This window comes from Hoeflea sp. 108 (genome assembly GCF_000372965.1).
GTDB lineage: Bacteria > Pseudomonadota > Alphaproteobacteria > Rhizobiales > Rhizobiaceae > Aminobacter.
In genome coordinates this window covers 132,259-151,125 of record NZ_KB890024.1, presented here as the reverse complement: position 1 = coordinate 151,125, position 18,867 = coordinate 132,259, and the positions used below count along the sequence as shown (strand labels likewise).

Below are 18,867 nucleotides of genomic sequence, written 5' to 3'. Positions count from 1 at the left end.
GGGAGGCATTGCGTGACACGCTACGCGAGACCCAAGACGCTCGACGAAGCGCTGGCCCTTCTCGATGAAGGCGCCTGGAGGGTGGTGGCTGGGGCCACGGATTTCTACCCCGCCCTCGGCAGCAAGCCGCTCCAGGAAGACATCCTCGACATCAACGGACTGGCTGAACTGCGCGGCCTGCGCGAAAACCCAGGTCACATCGTCATCGGTGCGCGAACAAGCTGGACCGACATCCACGATACCGAGTTGCCCCCGGCATTCGCGGCACTGCAACAGGCGGCGCGCGAGATAGGTGCGATCCAAATCCAGAACGTCGCCACCGTGGCAGGCAATCTCTGCAATGCTTCGCCGGCCGCCGATGGCGTTCCTCCTCTGATGACGCTCGACGCCGAAGTCGAGCTGCAGTCGTCCTCGGGCAGCCGGGCCCTGCCTCTGCACGCCTTCATTCTGGGCAACCGCAGGACAGCGAGGCTGCGGAACGAACTGGTAACGGCGGTGCGGATACCCAAGGCAGCGACCGCAGGGCGATCCGCCTTCGTCAAGCTCGGCGCCCGGCGCTACCTTGTCATCTCCATCGCCATGGCGGCGGCAAGGCTCGCGCTCGATGGCAACGGTCGGATCGCACAGGCGGCCATCGCTGTCGGCGCCTGCTCGGCGGTCGCGCAACGACTGCGCAAGCTCGAGGCAGCACTTGTTGACCAACCTGCCGGTGCCGTCACCGAAATCGCAGCCAGCATCTCGTTCGACGAACTTGCGCCCATCGACGACGTGCGCGGCAGCGCTGGCTACCGGCGCGAGGCGGCGCGGGAAATCGTCATTCGCGCCCTGCTTGCCGCGACAGCCGAAACGAACAGGTGGGCAGCCGCATGAAGACCGACCGCGCGCCCATCAGCTTCGCGGTCAACGGCACGCCCGTATCGGTGTCGGTTGCGCCGATGCGGCGGCTGTCCTCGGTGCTGCGCGACGAACTCGGGCTCACCGGCACCAAGGTGGGCTGCGATGCCGGCGACTGCGGCGCCTGCACGGTGCTGCTCGGCAACCAGCCGGTCTGTGCCTGCCTGATGCCGGCGGCGGCAGCGGAAGGCGCAAGCATCCGCACCGTCGAAGGCCTCGGCGAACAGGCTCTTTCCGCCCTGCAGGCGTCGTTCCTGGCGCATGGCGCCGCCCAATGCGGCATCTGCACGCCGGGCATGCTAATGGCCGCCACGGCCCTTTTGGAGCACGTCGCGCAGCCGAGCGAGGAGCAGGTCAGGGACGCCCTCGGCGGCGTGCTCTGCCGCTGCACCGGCTATCGCAAGATCATCGACGCGGTGGTGGAGGCGTGGCGCTCCGTATCGCCATCCAGGCACTGCGACTTGCACCTCCCCGCTGGCCACGCTGTGGGGGCATCGCCCGTCCGGCTCGACGGCGTGCCTAAGGTCACCGGCAGCGAAAAATTTGGCGGCGATTCCTTTCCTACCGACGCGCTGGCGGTGCTGGTCGTGCGCTCGCCCTATCACCGCGCCGCCTTCCGCTTCAGCGATCTCGACGCCTTCAAGGCCACACCCGGCATCGTTGCCATCTTTACCGCCGCCGACATTGGCGGCGTCAACCGCTTCGGCGTCATCCCTTCCTTCGCCGATCAACCGGCGCTGGCCGAGACGGAAGTGCGATTCCGCGGCGAGGCGGTGGCGCTGGTGGCCTGCGAGCCCTGGGCAGCACGCGACCTGGACATGGCGACCTTCCCGATCGAATGGCGGGAGCTCTCGTCGACGCTGGAGCCGGCACAGGCGCAAACCAGCGATGCAGCCCTGCTGCACGCCGACAGGCCAGGCAACGTCCTGGTGCGCGGTTTCGTTGAGCGCGGCGAGCCGGACGCGGCACTTGCCGCAGCAACCTGCACCGTGACAGGCCAGATCGAAACCTCCTATGTCGAGCACGCCTATATCGAGCCGGAAGCCGGCTATGCATTTGCCGATGACGGCATGCTCACCATCGTCGCCTGCACCCAGGCGCCACATCTCGATCGCGAAGAAACCGCAGGCATTTTAGGCCTTTCGACGGACAAGGTGCGCATCGTGCCGACGGCAACAGGCGGCGGCTTCGGTTCCAAGATCGATGTGTCGCTGCAGCCGCTGATCGGGCTGGTGGCGCTCAAGACCGGCAGGCCGGCAGCACTCGCCTACACCCGTTCCGAATCCATGGCTTCGACGACCAAGCGCCATCCGGCCACGATGACCGCCACAATCGGCGCGGATGCCCGCGGCATGGTGCGCGGCATGGTGTTCGATGGCGAGTTCAACACCGGCGCCTATGCCAGCTTCGGTCCCACCGTCGCCAACCGCGTGCCGGTCCACGCCTGCGGCCCCTATGTGACGCCGAATTACCGCGCCAGCGCCCGGGCCATCCACACCAACGGGCCCATTTCCGGTGCCTTTCGCGGTTTCGGCGTGCCGCAAGCGACGATCATGCAGGAAACGCTGTTCGACGAACTGGCGGACATGCTCGGCATCGATCGCCTGCAATTGCGCCGGAACAATGCACTTCGTAACGGATGCGAAACGGTGACAGGGCAGCGGCTCGAGGGCGGCGTCGGTATAGGCGAATGCCTGGACAAGCTTGAACCGCATTGGCGCCGCGCGCTTGATGAGGCTGAGGCATTCAATGCCGCGAGCGAGAGCATCAAGCGTGGCGTCGGTATCGCCTCCTGCTGGTATGGCTGCGGCAACACCTCGCTGCCAAATCCCTCGACCATCCGGCTCGGCATCGCTGCAGAGGGCAATGTGGTGCTGCATCAGGGCGCGGTCGACATCGGCCAGGGGTCGAACACGGTCATCGCCCAGATCGCCGCCGATGCACTTGGCCTGCCGCTTTCGAATTTCACGCTGCGCGGCGCCGATACGGCGATCACGCCCGACGCCGGCAAGACATCGGCGTCGCGCCAGACCTATGTTTCGGGCAGGGCTGCGGAAAAGGCGGCGCGGGCGCTGCGCGACAAGCTGCTGCGCCATGCCAATGCCTCACCTGCCGCCCATCTGTATCTCGAAAACGGCATGCTGACGGTCTGGGAAGGCGAGACACGCCGCCACATCGATCTCTCCAGGCTGGAGCGCGATGCGGGCGGACTGGTCTTCGCCGCCGAGGAAAGCTACGACCCGCCAACCCTGCCGCTCGATGCCAAGGGCCAGGGCAAGCCCTATGCCGTCTATGGTTACGGCGCGCAGATCGCCGAGCTTGAAATCGATCTCAGGCTGGGCACGGTCAGCCTCAGGAAATTCACGGCCGCCCATGATGTCGGCAAGGCGATCAATCCGCTTTTGGCCGTGGGACAAATCGAGGGCGGCATCGCCCAGGGCATCGGCATGGCGCTGATGGAGGAATACATCCCCGGCCGCACCGAGAACCTGCACGACTATCTGATCCCTACAATTGGCGACGTTCCATCAATCGAGACCATACTGGTGGAAGTTCCGGACCCAGAAGGACCCTTTGGTGCCAAGGGCCTGGGCGAACATGTGCTGATCCCGACGGCACCGGCAATCCTCAATGCCATACGCCACGCCACGGGCGTTTCGGTCCGCAAGGTTCCGGCAACGCCCACGCGTATCATGGAGGCATTGCGTGGGGTGCGGTCGTCATGAACGAATTGTCCGAACGCTTCGAAGGCCATGAGCCCGGCAACAGCCAGTCAGGCGACAAGCTGCGCTGCGATGCCTGCCCGGTCATGTGCTACATCGCCGAGGGGCGCACCGGCGCCTGCGACCGCTACGGCAATTTCGGCGGCCATATCGTCCGCTGCGACCCGGTTCGCGTGCTCGACTATGCCGTTGAAAATGGCGCAGCGGTGGTGCCGTTTGGTGGCGAGACCTGGGACGGCGAACTGGTCAACACCACCAGGCGCTTCGTCACCGCCATCGGTTCCGGCACCACCTATCCCGACTACAAACCGGCGCCATTCATCGTCAGCCAGGAGGTCGAAGGCGTCGATCTGGTAACCGTCGTCACCGAAGGGATCTTCTCTTATTGCGGCGTCAAGGTGAAGATCGACACCGACCGCCACATCGGCGCGGAAACTGCAACGGTTCGCGCCCAGGGCGAGGCCGTCGGCCATGTGACGACAGGCGAATACGGCTCACAGATGCTGTCGCTCGGCGGCGTGCATCATTTGACCGGCGGCTCGAAGTCGGAAGGCCGCGTGACCTGCGACACCCTGCTCGATCTCTGCAGCAAGAGGGCGGTGGAGCTTGAGATCGACGGCGGCGCAAAGATCGTCGTGCAGGCTGGCCAGCCGCCTGTGATCGATGGAACCGCCGAGCATCGCATGCGCGTCGGCTGCGGTTCGGCAACCATCGGCATGTTCGCGAGCCAGTGGCGCGGCCTGGTCGACGAAGTGGTGGTGGTCGACGATCACATCACTGGCGTCGTCTCCGAGCACCAGGCGGGCAAGGTGCTCGGCTGGGAAGATACGGGAATCAAGATCCTTGGCCGGCGCTCGACGCCGGGGCGCTATTTCAAGGTGTCGGAGCCGGGGCTCGGCTGGGGCGGCACGTCGATCTCCGATCCGCTCGACATATTGGGCGAATGGAACGCCAAGAAAGGGGCACGGCCGGGTCTCTCGCTGCTGATGGTGTCAACGACGGGCGAGCAGTTCGCCTATTACGAACTCGACGGCGACCTTCGGCCTGTCGCAAAACCATTCCCAGACCGTCTCCGGAAATCGGTCCGGCTGATCGAGGACAATTGCGAGCCGGCCTTGTGTACCGTGCTGTTCATCGGCGGTGCCGGCGGCAGCCTCAGGGCCGGCGTCACCGAAAACCCCGTCAACCTGACCCGGTCGGTGCAGTTGTTGCAAACCTACGTCACGGTCGGCGGCGCGCCTGTCTATGTCTGGCCAGGCGGCGGCATCACGCTGATGGTCGACGTCATCAGGGTGCCCGACGGCGCCTTCGGCTATGTGCCGACGCCGGCGCTGGTAGCGCCCATCGAATTCACGCTGCGCAAAGACCACTATCTGGCGCTCGGCGGCTATGAGGCCGAAATCCGCAGCGTCGACGACGTAGTCCGGCGCGGCGGCGCCTATTTCAACGAACGGGCGACTGGATCGGCCGGGACCAACAACCCCTGGCCACCGCTGGCGCATCTGCGCCGGACTGCGCCGGGCGGTTCGCCATGAATGCACCCGAAATCGCGTGGCTGCCCGACGGGCGGCGTCTGCATTTCCACCACGGACCGATCGACCTGATCGTCCAGGCCTTCGGCGATCCGGCCGAAGTGCAGGCAGCCTACCGGCAAGGTGCAGCCCGCTTTGAGACGATGCTCGGGGAACTGGTCGCGGAACTCGCCGACCTGCGCCGCCCTGCCGGCCGCGTCGTCAGGCAGTTCAGCGGCCCGACCGCACGACGCATGGAGGCCGCCGTCGCTCCGCTGGCCGATGTTTTCATCACGCCAATGGCGGCCGTGGCCGGTTCCGTAGCCGACGAAATACTTGCCTCGATGACTTTCGGCCGCAGCCTCAGTCGCGCCTATGTCAACAATGGCGGCGACATCGCGCTGCACATCGCTCCCGGCCACAGGATCGACGTGGCCATAGCCGGTACGGGCCGCGGCCTGGCCGACCGCCTGACGATCCCTGCCGAAGATCCGGTTCGCGGCATTGCCACCAGCGGCTGGCGCGGACGCAGCTTCTCGCTCGGCATCGCCGACGCCGTCACTGTGCTCGCCAGAACCGGCGCCGCCGCCGATGCAGCAGCCACATTGATCGCCAACGCCGTCGACCTGCCCGGCCATCCCAAAGTCGCGCGCCGACCGGCCCGCGAGCTAGCGCCCGACAGCGACCTCGGCGACAGGCTCGTCACCGTCGATATCGGCGCGCTGGACGACGACGAAATCACCACTGCACTCGAGGCCGGGAGCACGGTGGCGGATATTTTCATGCGGCAAGGGTCGATCCAGTCCGCAGCGCTATTTCTTGGAGGTCACTACCGCATCCGCGGCAAGCCCGGGCTTGCCGCTTTCCTGGGTGAGACAAGGGGGGAACCTGTCGATGCCTGATTTTCCGATCCGAAAGACTGCAGTCATTGTCGAGGACATCTTTCACGACGGCGGGCCGCCGGCTAAAGTGCCCCGACGACGCGCGGCGGCGCTCGCGGTGGTGGAGAACCCCTTCGCCGGGCGCTATGTCGAAGAACTGCAAGGCGCGATGGATGATCTCAAGCCGCTCGGCCTGAGGCTCACGGATCGGCTGATCGAAGCCCTTGGCGGCGATATCAAGGCCATAGACGGTTACGGCAAGGGCGCCATCGTCGGATCGGCTGGAGAGTTGGAGCATGGCGCGCTCTGGCATGTGCCCGGCGGCTATGCCATGCGCGAGAGGTTGGGCGAGGCCAAGGCGATCGTACCTTCGGCCAAGAAGGTCGGCGCCTTCGGCGCGCGCATCGACGTACCGATCGGCCACATCAATGCCGCCTATGTGCGCAGCCATTTTGACGCCATGGATGTGGGGGTGCCCGATGGACCGCGCCCCGACGAGATCGTCTTCGCGCTGGTCATGACCTGTGGCCCGCGCGTTCAAAACCGCATGGGCGGACTCAGGGCCGAGGACATCTCGGCCCGGGATGGGCTCAGGTGAGCCCGGCGGATCCCGGTGCCGGCGGCTACCGGCTGCAGGATCAGATCGGCTTCATCCTGCGCAAGGCGCACCAGCGGCACGTGGCGATCTTCGCTTCGCACATCGCCGATCTGACGCCGCCGCAGTTCGCAGCGCTCGCCAAGCTGCGCGACATGGGCGAGACCTCGCAGAACCAGCTGGGCATGCTGATCGCCATGGACGCAGCGACGGTGAAGGGTGTGATCGACCGGCTGGCGGCGCGCGGGCTTGTCCAGCTCAGCAAGCACGAGGTCGACAAGCGCCGGCTGCAGGTGCGCCTGACCGATGAAGGGCGTCGCGCCGTCGACGACCTGGTGCCGTTGGCGCGGCAGATAACAGAGGAAACCATGGCGCCGCTGACGGAGAAGGATGCGGCGACATTGGTCAGCCTGCTGGCGAAGATAAGCTGAGGACACTGGGGAGCTAGGCGGTTGGGCTTCCCCGCCGCCTCGCTGCCCCACTCATTGATGCCCCTATTGCCTCAGTCGCCGTACGGGACCCAGACGTTTTTGACCTCGATGGCACGGCGGAGGAAGGCTTCGCCCTGGGCGGTTGGCCAGTCGAGGCAACGACCGTGGCCGGTCCAGACGCGCTTGAGATTGCCCGTCGATTCCGCTTCCGCCTTGGCACAGATCTCGGCTTCGGCGACGACCCAGAGGCCGTCGACGTCATCGTGTTTGGCAAGGACCGCTGTGAGTTCCGCCGTGTGCCCGGTGACGATGTTGATCGCACCGGCGGGAATGTCGGAATATTCGAGCACCTGGTAGAGGTCGGTGGCAACCAGCGGGGCCGTGGTCGAGGGGACCACGACTGTGGTGTTGCCCATGGCAAGTGCCGGGGCGAGCAGCGAGATCAGGCCGAGCAGCGGCGCGTCATCAGGGGCGATGATGCCGATGACGCCGACGGGCTCATGCAGCGCCAATGTCACCGTGCGTGCCGGCGGCTGGTGCACCCTGCCCTCGAACTTGTCGGCCATGCCGGCATACCAGAACAGCCGTTCGATGGATTGTTCGACTTCGGCCTTGGCAGCCTTGTGGCTGGCACCGGTCAGTTCGACGATGCGGGCCGCAAACTCTTCGGTGCGGCCGGAGAGGTTTTCGGCGAGGTAATAAAGAACCTGGGCCCGGTTGTAGGCGGTCGCTTCCGGCCAGGCCTTGCAGGCGCGTGCGGCCGAGACCGCGTCGCGGATGTCCTTGCGGCTGCCGAGACCGACCTCGCCCGCGAGCTTGCCCTTCGGCGTCAGCACCGGCAGCGCATAGTTGCCGTCGGGGCGCACCTGCTTGCCACCAATGAACAGCTTGGCGGTGCGGTCGATGCCTGGCGTCTCGCCATTGTCGCGGGCGGCCTGCTTCGGCGCTGAGGCCGGTTTGATGACCGGGCCATGCACCTCGCTCGGCGCGAGATATTCCTCCAGCCCTTCCCTGCCGCCCTCGCGGCCGAAGCCGCTTTCGCGATAGCCGCCAAAGCCGCAGGCGGCGTCGAACATGTTGGTGCCGTTGACCCAGACCACGCCGGCCTTGAGCTGCGGGGCGACATGCAGCGCCAGATTGACGTTCTCGCTCCACACCGAGGCGGCAAGGCCGTAGCGCGTGTTGTTGGCGAGTTCGACCGCCTCTTCGGTGTTGCGGAAGCTCATGGTGGCGAGCACCGGCCCGAACACCTCTTCCTGGGCCAGAATGTTGGCAGGCGCCACACCGGTCGCCAGCGTCGGCAGGTGATAGTAGCCAGTCGTGGGCACGTCCTGGTCGGGCTGCCAGCAGACCGCGCCCTGTCTGGCGCCTTCCTCGACCAGGCGCCTGACCCGGTCAAGCTGGGTCCTGTCGACCAGCGGGCCGATGTCGGTGTTCTTGTCGAGCGGCGAACCAACACGCAGCCGGCTCATGCGTGTCTTGACCTTGGCGATGAAGGCGTCGGCCACGCTCTCCTGCACCAGGAGGCGCGAACCGGCGCAGCAGACCTGACCCTGGTTGAACCAGATACCGTCGACGAGCCCCTCGACCGCGCTGTCGAGATCGGCGTCCTCAAAAACGATGAAGGCAGACTTGCCGCCGAGCTCCAGCGACAGCTTCTTGCCTGAGCCCGCAGTCGCCTTGCGGATGATCTTGCCGACCTCCGACGAGCCGGTGAAGGCGATCTTGTCGATGCCGGGATGGTTGACGATCGCCGCCCCCGCCTCGGGGCCACCCTGGACGATGTTGACCACACCCTTGGGCACACCAGCGCGCTCGCAGATCTCGGCAAACAGGATCGCGGTGAGCGGCGTGAATTCGGCCGGCTTCAGCACCACCGTACAGCCGGTGGCGAGAGCGGGAGCGATCTTCCAGGCCAGCATCAGAAGCGGAAAGTTCCACGGGATGATCTGGCCGACGACACCCACTGCCTTGCGGCCGGGAAATTCCTTGTCCAGCGCCTGGGCCCAGCCGGCATGGTGGATGAAGTGGCGGATCGCCAGGGGCACGTCGATGTCGCGGCTCTCGCGGATCGGCTTGCCATTGTCGAGGCTTTCCAGCACCGCAAACAGCCGCTGGTGGCGCTGCATGGCGCGGCCGATGGCATAAAGCACCTTGGCCCGCTCGTAACCCGAAGCAGCACTCCACTTCGGCAGCGCCTTGCGGGCGGCAGCCACAGCTGCCTCGATGTCGGCGGCAGAGGCGTCAGAGACCTTTGCCAGCAGCTTGCCGGTAGCGGGATCCGACGTGTCAAAGCTCTTGCCGTCGATGCCGGCGCGCCAGTCGCCCGCGATGAACAGCGACTTCGAGAAGTCGCGGCCAGCGAGCCAGGCATCGGCTTCCGTGCGGGCCTCGGGGGCTGGGGCGTAATCCATGGCGTGATATCGTTCGAGGATGTTCATGAGAGGCTCCGGACTCTGCGGCGCGAGGATCGGGCGGGGAGCGCTTTACGTTGCCCCCCTCTGGCCTGCCGGCCATCTCCCCCACAAGGGGGGAGATCAGCTGTGCTTGCGGCCTTCGCCAAATTGAGATGCTGTCGGTTCAGAAAAGACAAAATCGGTGCTGCCGAATGGCTGCCGACCGCCGAACTGCTGATCTCCCCCCTTGTGGGGGAGATGGCCGGCAGGCCAGAGGGGGGCAACGTAGAACTCGGCATGGCCAGGTCTAGCTGCTCACGCCATAGCGTGGCGGTGGTTGGCCGAGTAGCGGCCGCTGACATGGTGCTCGAGCTGGCGTTCGATGTCGGTCAGAAGGCTCGACGCGCCGAAGCGGAACAGTTCGGGTTCGAGCCACGGCCGGCCGAGTTCTTCCTTCATCAGGATAAGCCAGTCGAGCGAGACCTTGGCCGTCGAGATGCCGCCGGCCGGCTTGAAGCCGATGAGATAACCGGTCTGCTCGTGATAGGCGCGGATGGCCCTGACCATGGCGAGGCCGACGGGCAGCGTCGCATTGACGCTTTCCTTGCCGGTCGAGGTCTTGATGAAGTCGGCGCCCGCCATCATCGCCACCATCGAAGCGAGCGTCACATTGCGCAAGGTCGCCAGATCGCCGGTGCCGAGGATGACCTTCAGATGCGCCTCGCCGCAGGCAGCACGCATCTGCTTGATCTCGTCATAGAGTTCCTGCCACCTGGCACCGAATACCAGCCCACGCGGAATGACGACGTCGATCTCGTCGGCGCCGTCGGCGACCGACGCCTCGATCTCGGCGAGACGCGTCGACAAGGGCGCCAGGCCATGCGGGAAAGCCGTCGACACCGCCGCGACATGGATGCCCGAACCCTTCACCGCCTCGACGGCCGTCGCCACAAACGGATGGTAGACGCAGACCGCCGCCGGGCGGATCACCACTTCGCCCAGCCCGAGCGCCTCGACAAGATCGCGCCGCAGCGGGTTCAGCGCCTTGGCGCAGAGCCGCCGTACACGCTCGTCGGTGTCGTTGGAGTTGAGCGTCGTCAGGTCCATCAAAGAGATCGACCGCAACAGCCACGCCGCCTGGTTGTCGGCCTTGATCGAGCGTCGTTTGGTCAGTGTGCCGACCCGTCGCTCCAGCGCCGAGCGGTTGATACTGCGCATCGATTCCAGAAAACCCAGATCCAGCGCCATGCCGGGATTGCGGGCAATGGCGTGCGTCTCGGCCGCGTTCGCAGCCAGGCGCGAAGGCAACGGCGTCACCGTGGCTGAAGACTGCATTTCGGCTTCGCGCGGCTTGCCGCTCATCTGACTGCCTTTCCTCCGTACGCCTTGTTTTCGGCGTAACATCTCAGGCGCCGCTTGGCGCGGCACAACAAAGAATAACCCGTGCAGCCGTGCTCCACGAGTCCTCGGGGCGGAAGATAGACGAAAAATCGAAACGGCGCAGCGTTATTTTGACCGGATGGTCAAATCGCCGAACCGCCTTGCGATCCGGCGCGGAGAAAGGCGTCAGCCGACGAAAGCACGCTCGACGACGAAGGTGCCGGGCTCGTTGAGCGAACCCTCGACGAAACCGAGGCTTTCGGCCAGTTCCTTGACGTCCTTGAGCATGTGCATCGAGCCGCAGATCATGATGCGGTCGGTCTCGGGATCGAACTTGTCGATGCCGAGATCGCTGAAGAACTTGCCCGACGAGATCAGCGCAGTGATGCGGCCCATGCGCTCGGACTCTTCACGCGTCGTCGAATTGTAGAGCGTGACGCGGCCATGGGTCAGCTCGCCGATCAGCGGATCACTCTCGAGATTGGCGACCAGTTCCTGGCCATAGGCCAGTTCGGCGACGTCGCGGCAGGTGTGGGTCAGCACGACCTGTTCGAAACGCTCATAGGTGTCGGGGTCGCGCAGCAGGCTCGCGAAGGGCGCGATGCCGGTGCCGGTGGAGATCATGAACACGCGCTTGCCCGGGGTGAGCGCATCAAGCACCAGCGTGCCGGTGGCCTTCTGGCGGATCAGGATGGTGTCGCCCGGCTGGATCTTCTGCAGCTCCGAAGTCAGCGGACCGTCAGGCACCTTGATCGAGAAGAATTCGAGCTCGTCGTCCCAGGAGGGGCTCGCCACCGAATAGGCGCGGTAGACCGGCTTCTCGGCATTGGGCAGGCCGATCATGACGAATTCGCCCGAGCGGAAGCGCAGCGACTGCGGACGGGTCACGCGGAAGGCAAAGAGGCGGTCGGTATAATGCTTCACCGACACCACTGTCTCGGCGTATACATTTGCCGGAATAGGGAACTGCAGCGGCTTGGCCTCTGCCGTGTCCAGCGCAACTTGGCTATTCATATCAACCTCTCGCCAGCGGGCGGCAGTCATGCTCGTCGGCGCGGCGGTGATTTTCTTCCGGCGCGCTGCGGAAATACAGGCAAATTCAGGGGCCTTGTCGGGCCTATTAATTAGTATACAAATGATATGAACGTCAAGGTTTTGGCTTAAAACGCCTTTCCAAACTGGCACATGAACGTAGTCCGTTCGTTTCGGGTTTTGTCCATGGTCGAGAAAATTCCCGCGGGGGCGGGAGACGTCGTGGCGGGGATTGACGTCGGAGGGACGTTCACCGACCTGCTGCTTCTCGACGGCGCCAATGGCGGTTCGGTCCGCATCGCCAAGACACCCACCACGGTCGAAAACCAGGCGTATGGCGTGATGTCGGCGCTGGAGCAGACCGGCTTTCCGATCGCCGGCATCGACCTGATCGTCCACGGCACGACCACCACCACCAATGCCGTGCTGGAGCGCCGGCTTGCACGCACGGGCATGATCACCACGCGCGGCTTTCGCGACGTGATCGAACTCGGGCGCCGCACCCGGCCACAGGCCTATGGCATGACCGGCACCTTCGTGCCCGTCATCCCCCGCGACCTCAGGCTGGAGGTGAGCGAGCGGATCGAGGCCTCGGGCCAGGTGCGCACGCCACTCGACGAAGGCGAAGTAAGGGACGCTGTGCGCCGCTTGCTCGACGCCGACTGCGAGGCATTGGTCATCCATTTCCTGCATGCCTACGCCAACCCCGCGCATGAGCGCCGGGCGGCCGAGATCGCCGCGGAGACCTGGCCCAGCGGCCACATCACGACGGGTCATTCGCTGCTGTCGGAGGCGCGCGAATTCGAGCGCGGGGTAACCGCCTCGGTAAACGCCGCTGTGCAGCCGATCCTCAAGCGTTATGTCGGGCGGCTGGGGCAGGAGCTGGAGGCGCGCGGCTATGGCCGCGACTTCCTTGTCATGAACGGCAATGGCGGCATGATCTCGGCCCGCTTCGTGACGTGCGAAGCGGCCAAGACCGTGATGTCTGGCCCGGCCTCGGGCGTCATCGCCGCCGCCTATACAGGGCGCCGCGCCGGTTTCCAAAACCTCGTCACCTACGACATGGGCGGCACCTCGACAGACGTGGCGCTGATCCGCAATGCCGAGCCGGCGGTGTCGAACGAAATCGAGATCGAATATGCGATGCCGATCCACGTGCCGATGGTGGCGGTGCATACGGTGGGGGCCGGCGGCGGCTCTATCGCGCGTGTCGACGCTTCCGGGCTGATCCAGGTCGGGCCGGAAAGTGCCGGCGCCAATCCCGGTCCGATCTGTTATGGCCGCGGCGGCACAGAGCCGACGATCACCGACGCCAATCTGGTGCTCGGGCGACTCGACCCAAAGAAGCTGCTCGCCGTCGATACCCCTGCAACCGTCGAGGCGGTGCGCAAGATCTTCGAAGACAGGATCGGCAAGGCGACCGGGCTGGACGGCGTTGCCTCCGCAGGCGCGGTGCTGAGGCTCGGCAACATCAAGATGGCGGGCGCCATCCGCATGGTGTCGGTGTCGCGCGGCCACGACCCGCGCGACTTCACGCTGTTTGCCTTCGGCGGCGCCGGGCCGCTGCATGCCTCGGCGCTCGCCCGCGAACTCGGCCTGCCCAGGGTGCTGGTGCCGGCGCGCCCCGGCATCACCAACGCGCTGGGCTGCGTGGTGGCCGACATGCGCCACGACTTCGTCAACACCGTCAACCAGCCGGTAGCGGCACTCGACGAGGCGCACATGCGCGCTGTGCTCGCCCGGCACAGGGCCGAGGGCGAGGCGCTGATCGCCAAGGAAGCCATCCGCCCCCAGAGCATTCGCGTCAGCCATTCCACCGACATGCAGTTTGTGGGGCAGACGCATCTCATCAACGTGCCGCTGCCATCGGCTGACATCACCCGCGCCGTGTTGCAGGAGCTGTTTGAAAAGGCCTATTTCGCACGCTTCAAGGTCGAACTCCCGGAAATCCGCGCCAACCTGGTCAATCTCAACACCTCTGTCACCGGCGTCCGCCCCGACATCGACCTCAGCCGGTTGATCGACCCGGCAGGGCGGGCAGCGACGCTCGCAGCTGCGTTGCGCGAGGTCCGGTCGGTCTGGTTCGAAGGCACCTGGCACGACACGCCGGTCTACGAGCGCGAGAAACTGCCGCTGGATGCCGCGCTCGAAGGTCCTGCGATCATCGAGCAGATGGACGCGACAACGGTGCTGGAGCCCGGTGACCAAGCCCGGTCGGACCTGGATGGAAACATCATTGTCGAGGTGCGGCGATGAAACAGTTCGCCGGGCGCTTGGATGAGGGGTGTTGGAAAGAGTTCGGCGGAGCCACGCCATGACCCTCGACGCCATCACCCTTTCCGTCATCCAGGCTGCCCTGCAGCAGACCTGCGACGAGATGGACCTGACCTTCTCACGCGCTGCTTTCTCGCCCGTCATCGCCGAGGCCAACGACCGCTCGGACGGCATCTACTCGGCGATCGACGGCTCGCTGATCGCGCAGGGATCGCAAGGGCTTCCCGTCTTTGTCGGCGTCATGCAGCATTCGACCAAGACGATCATCGAGATGATATCGGACGGCCGCGTGCTGCCGCCCGAGCAAGGCGACATCTACATCGTCAACGATCCCTATCTGGGCGGCACGCATCTGATGGACGTGCGTTTTGCCATGCCGGTGTGGCGCGCGGGCAAGATCATCTGCTGGCTGTCCAACACCGGCCACTGGCCCGACATCGGCGGTTCGGTGCCGGGTGGATTTTCTGCCTCGGCCACAGCCGTCGAGCAGGAAGGGCTGCGGCTGCCGCCGGTCAAACTGTTCAAGAAAGGGGTGCTGGACCCCGAAATCTACGCCATCATCTGCTCGAACATCAGGGTTGCCGACCAGCGTATCGGCGACATCAGGGCCCAGGCGGCAGCGCTTCATGTCGGGCAGGAGCGGCTGCTCGCGATCCTCGACCGCTACGGCGATGAAACTGTGACTGCGGCCATCGCCGAATTGCGCCGGCGCGCGGCGGAGCAGATGCGCGCGCATATCGCTGCCCTGCCCGACGGCAGCTGGCAATCGAAGGCCTATGTCGATTCCGACGGCGTGGTTGACGAGCCGCTGACGATCGCCCTTTCGGTGGAGAAACAGGGTGACACGCTGGTCTTCGATTTCGCCGGCTCGTCGAAGCCTTGCGCCGGACCGATGAACAGCGTGCTGGCAACGACCCTGTCGGCGGTCTATCTCGCCATGCGCCACATTTTCCCCGACGTGCCGATCAGCGCCGGGGCCTTCGAACCCCTGATCGTCAGGCGGCCGGAGGGAACTTTTCTCGACGCGAAGTACCCGCGCCCGGTTTCCGGCTGCGCGGCGGAGGTGTCGCAGCGCATCGCCGAAGCGGTCTTTGCGGCGATGGTGCAGGCAGCACCCGACAAGGTGACGGCGGCCCCCGCAGGCTCCAGCGGCAATTTCGCGCTCGGCGGCAACGACCCGGCACGCGGCCGCGACTATGTCATGTACCAGATCTCGGGCGGCGGTTACGGTGGCAATTCAGGCCATGACGGGCTGTCCAACGGCTGCTCGACCATCGGTATCTCGAAATCGCCACCGGTGGAGATCATGGAGCAGGCCTATCCGGTGCTCTACCGCCAATACGCCCTGCGCGAGGGCTCGGGCGGCGCCGGCAGGCAGCGCGGCGGCTTCGGCCTGGCCTACGAGATCGAACTGTTGCGCGGCGAGGCACGCGCCTCCTTCGTCATGGACCACGGCCGCTACGGGCCCCAAGGCGCTTTGGGTGGTCAGAATGGCGCAGTGAACATGGTCACGGTGTTTCGCGACGGGCAGCAGCATGTGCCGCCGCATCTGTCGAAAGAACAGGACATTCCGCTGAAAGCCGGCGACCGCGTGCTGGTCGGCACGCCCGGCGGCGGCGGATACGGCAGCCCGCTGGAGCGCGATCCCGAACTGGTGCTGCGCGATGTCGGGCTTGGCTACTACACGCGCGAGCAGGCGGCGGAGATGTTTGGAGTGGTGCTTGGGAATGGCGGCGTGGATATGATTGCTACCTTGCGACTACGGGCGAGGTAGCCCCCTCTCCGGAGAAAGGCGACTACCGCCCGCGCCGCGTCGCAGCATCAATCCTCAGCCCGCCACTCGTCCATCCTCGCCAAAGCGATAGGTGCGTGCCGCGTCGGGCGTGGCGTAAAGCGTGGCGCCCGGGCCGGTCTGGTATTCGCCGAACAGGCGGATGGTGATGAGGCCGGCCTTCTCGGTTTCCAGGAAGACGTTGGTGTCGGCGCCGAGATGCTCGGCATGGACGACCGTGCCCTTCCAGGCGCCGTCGGTCTGGCTGACCGAGATGTGCTCGGGGCGGACGCCGACCGTCTTGACGGTCTCGCCGAGGCGGGCGCCGTCGATGAAATTCATCTTGGGCGAACCGATGAAGCCGGCGACGAAGAGATTGGCCGGCTTGTTGTAGAGCTCCATCGGCGCACCGACCTGCTCGACCCGGCCGGCGTTCAGCACCACGATCCGGTCGGCCAGCGTCATCGCCTCGACCTGGTCGTGGGTGACGTAGATCATCGTCGACTTCAGCCGGTTATGCAGCTGGGCGATCTCAAGGCGGGTGTTGACGCGAAGTGCGGCATCGAGGTTCGACAGCGGCTCGTCGAACAGGAACAGCTTGGGCTCGCGCACTACGGCGCGGCCGATGGCGACGCGCTGACGCTGACCACCTGACAGTTCGGCAGGACGGCGCTTGAGATAGGGCTCCAGCGACAGCATGGCTGAAGACGTGGCGATGCGCTTGTCGATCTCGGCCGCCGGCGTGCCGGCCTGCTTGAGGCCGAGGCCCATATTGTCGCGCACCGTCAGATGCGGGTAGAGCGCGTAGGTCTGGAACACCATGGCGATGCCACGATTGGCCGGCGGCACATTGTTGACGCGCTGACCGTCGATCAAGAGGTTGCCGGAGGTGGCATCCTCGAGGCCGGCGACGATGCGCAGCAGGGTGGACTTGCCGCAGCCCGACGGGCCGACGAAGACGACGAACTCACCGTCCTTGACGTCGAGGTCGATGCCCTTGAGCACGTCGACCGGACCAAAGGACTTCTTCACATTTTCGATCTTGAGAGATCCCACAGGAGGTTCCTTCCCGTTAAAGCTTGACTGGCTGGCCGGTGCGGACGCTTTCGTCCGCGGCAAGGCACACGCGCAGCGATTTGACGGCATCCGCCATGTGGCGGGTCAGGTCGATGTCTTCGCGGATGGCCTTCAGCACGAAGGCCTGCTCGCGGTCGCACAGCCCCTGGTGGCCGGGCTCGTCCTTCATCGACAGGTCCTCGTCGGCGTGGACGAAGTTGCCGTCGGCGCCGAGGGCGGCGCGGTGCACCCGGATCATGTTGGTCTTGGTGTGGGCGTCGACGTCGTCCGACTTGGTGGCGGCTTCGTTGACGACGATCGAGACGCTGCCCTTGGGCGAGATGACGTCCTTCACGAAGAAGGCCGTCTCCGACATCATCGGGCCCCAGCCGGCTTCGTACCAGCCGACCGAACCATCGGCGAACAGCACCTGCAGGTGGCCATAATTGTACATGTCGGGCGCGATCTCGTCGGTCATGCGCAGTCCCATGCCGCGCACCTCCACCGGGTCGGCGTCGGTGATCTGGCACATGACGTCGAGATAGTGCACGCCGCAGTCGACGATCGGCGAGGTCGTCTTCATCAGCTGCTTGTGGGTGTCCCACTTGTGGGCCGAGGACTGCTGGTTGAGGTTCATGCGGAACACGTAGGGACCGCCGAGCGCACGCGCTTCGCCGATCAGCCGCATCCACGAGGGGTGATGGCGCAGGATGTAGCCGATCACCAGCTTGCGGCCATTGGCCTTGGCGGCAGCGACGACACGTTCGGCATCGGCGACGGTCGTTGCCAGCGGCTTCTCGAGGAAGACATGGCAGCCCGCCTCCAGCGCCATGACGGCATAATCGGCATGGCTGTCGGAATAGGTGTTGATCGAGGCAACGTCTGGCTTCAGCTCGCGGATGGCGCCCTCGAAGGAGCGCTGGATGCCGTAGCCTTCCATGCCTGCAGGCAGCGCCACATCCGAGCGGTTGACGAGGGCCGCGATCTCGAAGCCCGGGTTGTTGTGGTAGGCGAGCGCGTGGCTGCGGCCCATATTGCCGAGGCCGGCGACGACGACGCGAAGAGGCTTTTCAGTGGTCACTTGACTGCTCCGGAAGTGATGCCGCGGATGAGCTGCCGCGAGAAGAAGAAATAGAGGATGAGGACCGGCAGGATCGCCAGCGACAGCGCTGCCAGAACCGCGTTCCAGTTGGTGACGAACTGGCCGATGAACACCTGGGCGCCGAGCGTCACGGTCTTGGTCGCCTCGGACGGCGCCAGGATCAGCGGGAACCACAGGTCGTTCCAGATCGGGATCATGGTGAAGACCGCGACGGTTGCCATTGCCGGGCGCACCAGCGGCAGCACGAGACGGAAGAAGATGCGGTACTCGCTAAGCCCGTCGATGCGGCCGGCGTTCTTCAGGTCGTCCGACACCTGTTTCATGAACTCGGACAGGATGAAGACGGCGAGCGGCAGGCCTTGCGCGGTGTAGACCAGGATCAGTGCCGTCAGCGTGTTGACCAGGCCGGACGCCACCATCAGCTGCAGGATGGCAACCGTGCCCAGGCGGATCGGGATCATGATGCCGAGGGCCAGATAGAGGCCCATCATGGTGTTGCCCTTGAAGCGGTATTCCGACAGTGCGAACGCCGCCATGGCGCCGAACAGCAGCACGAAGAACAGCGAGGCGACGGTGACGATCAGGCTGTTCTGGAAATAGAGGAAGAAATCGCCCTGGGCCATCACCGTCTTGTAGCCGATGAGGTCGAAGGTCTCGGCCGTCGGCGGGGCCAGCGGCGAGCGGAAGATGGCCGCGCGCGACTTGAACGAGTTGATGACGATGACGATCACCGGGAACAGCGCGATCGCGGTGTAGGTGAGAAGCACCGCATGTGCGCCGATGGTGCGCGGCAGGGAAGAGGCAGCCTTGCTCATGACACC

The 18,867-nt window shown here is 65.4% G+C and carries 14 protein-coding genes; 8 read left to right on the top strand and 6 right to left on the bottom strand.

Annotated elements, in window-relative coordinates; genetic code table 11:
- The first annotated feature begins 12 nt into the window (after positions 1 to 12).
- The 6 genes from B015_RS0100650 to B015_RS0100625 are packed head-to-tail and all read left to right on the top strand — an operon-like array spanning position 13 to position 7,035.
- Complete coding sequence (locus B015_RS0100650; RefSeq protein WP_018425710.1) at positions 13 to 870, top strand: xanthine dehydrogenase family protein subunit M; 858 nt, start codon at positions 13 to 15, stop codon at positions 868 to 870.
- On the top strand, positions 867 to 3,620 hold the full coding sequence (locus B015_RS0100645; RefSeq protein ID WP_040456395.1) for a molybdopterin-dependent oxidoreductase: 2,754 nt from the start codon (positions 867 to 869) through the stop codon (positions 3,618 to 3,620). Before B015_RS0100650 ends, B015_RS0100645 begins: the two co-directional genes overlap by 4 nt.
- Complete coding sequence (locus tag B015_RS0100640) at positions 3,617 to 5,152, top strand: hypothetical protein (protein ID WP_018425708.1); 1,536 nt, start codon at positions 3,617 to 3,619, stop codon at positions 5,150 to 5,152. Before B015_RS0100645 ends, B015_RS0100640 begins: the two co-directional genes overlap by 4 nt.
- Positions 5,149 to 6,030, top strand: a complete 882-nt coding sequence (locus B015_RS0100635; protein WP_018425707.1) for a UPF0280 family protein — start codon at positions 5,149 to 5,151, stop codon at positions 6,028 to 6,030. Before B015_RS0100640 ends, B015_RS0100635 begins: the two co-directional genes overlap by 4 nt.
- A complete protein-coding gene (locus B015_RS0100630; RefSeq protein ID WP_018425706.1) occupies positions 6,023 to 6,607 on the top strand; it encodes an amino acid synthesis family protein in 585 nt (194 codons plus the stop codon). The genes B015_RS0100635 and B015_RS0100630 overlap by 8 nt, the downstream gene beginning before the upstream one ends.
- Complete coding sequence (locus tag B015_RS0100625; protein WP_018425705.1) at positions 6,604 to 7,035, top strand: MarR family transcriptional regulator; 432 nt, start codon at positions 6,604 to 6,606, stop codon at positions 7,033 to 7,035. Before B015_RS0100630 ends, B015_RS0100625 begins: the two co-directional genes overlap by 4 nt.
- 71 nt (positions 7,036 to 7,106) lie before the next feature.
- Here the strand turns inward: B015_RS0100625 and B015_RS0100620 are convergent, their stop codons facing one another.
- The 3 genes from B015_RS0100620 to B015_RS0100610 all read right to left on the bottom strand — a co-directional run bounded on the left by B015_RS0100620 (position 7,107) and on the right by B015_RS0100610 (position 11,825).
- Positions 7,107 to 9,476 (bottom strand): aldehyde dehydrogenase family protein, encoded by a 2,370-nt coding sequence (locus B015_RS0100620; RefSeq protein ID WP_026226743.1) that lies wholly within the window; start codon positions 9,474 to 9,476, stop codon positions 7,107 to 7,109.
- Between the two features lie 270 nt (positions 9,477 to 9,746).
- Positions 9,747 to 10,793 (bottom strand): deoxyribose-phosphate aldolase, encoded by a 1,047-nt coding sequence (gene deoC, locus B015_RS0100615; protein ID WP_018425703.1) that lies wholly within the window; start codon positions 10,791 to 10,793, stop codon positions 9,747 to 9,749.
- Between the two features lie 204 nt (positions 10,794 to 10,997).
- Positions 10,998 to 11,825: a ferredoxin--NADP reductase gene (locus tag B015_RS0100610; protein ID WP_026226742.1), complete on the bottom strand. Its 828-nt coding sequence runs from the start codon at positions 11,823 to 11,825 to the stop codon at positions 10,998 to 11,000.
- Positions 11,826 to 12,029: 204 nt separating this feature from the next.
- On the opposite strand from B015_RS0100610, the gene B015_RS0100605 reads away from it, so the two are divergent.
- Together B015_RS0100605 and B015_RS0100600 are read left to right on the top strand one after the other, a co-directional pair.
- Positions 12,030 to 14,099, top strand: a complete 2,070-nt coding sequence (locus B015_RS0100605) for a hydantoinase/oxoprolinase family protein (RefSeq protein WP_026226741.1) — start codon at positions 12,030 to 12,032, stop codon at positions 14,097 to 14,099.
- A 58-nt stretch (positions 14,100 to 14,157) separates the two neighbouring features.
- On the top strand, positions 14,158 to 15,891 hold the full coding sequence (locus B015_RS0100600) for a hydantoinase B/oxoprolinase family protein (RefSeq protein WP_018425700.1): 1,734 nt from the start codon (positions 14,158 to 14,160) through the stop codon (positions 15,889 to 15,891).
- Between the two features lie 54 nt (positions 15,892 to 15,945).
- On the opposite strand, the gene B015_RS0100595 is transcribed toward B015_RS0100600, so the two are convergent.
- From B015_RS0100595 to B015_RS0100585, 3 genes are read right to left on the bottom strand one after another with little or no spacing between them, the layout of a single operon-like run.
- Complete coding sequence (locus B015_RS0100595) at positions 15,946 to 16,944, bottom strand: ATP-binding cassette domain-containing protein (protein WP_018425699.1); 999 nt, start codon at positions 16,942 to 16,944, stop codon at positions 15,946 to 15,948.
- Positions 16,945 to 16,960: 16 nt separating this feature from the next.
- Positions 16,961 to 18,025, bottom strand: coding sequence for a Gfo/Idh/MocA family oxidoreductase (locus B015_RS0100590; protein ID WP_018425698.1), 1,065 nt, complete (start codon positions 18,023 to 18,025; stop codon positions 16,961 to 16,963).
- Positions 18,022 to 18,861, bottom strand: a complete 840-nt coding sequence (locus B015_RS0100585) for a carbohydrate ABC transporter permease (protein ID WP_018425697.1) — start codon at positions 18,859 to 18,861, stop codon at positions 18,022 to 18,024. Before B015_RS0100585 ends, B015_RS0100590 begins: the two co-directional genes overlap by 4 nt.
- Positions 18,862 to 18,867: the final 6 nt, after the last annotated feature.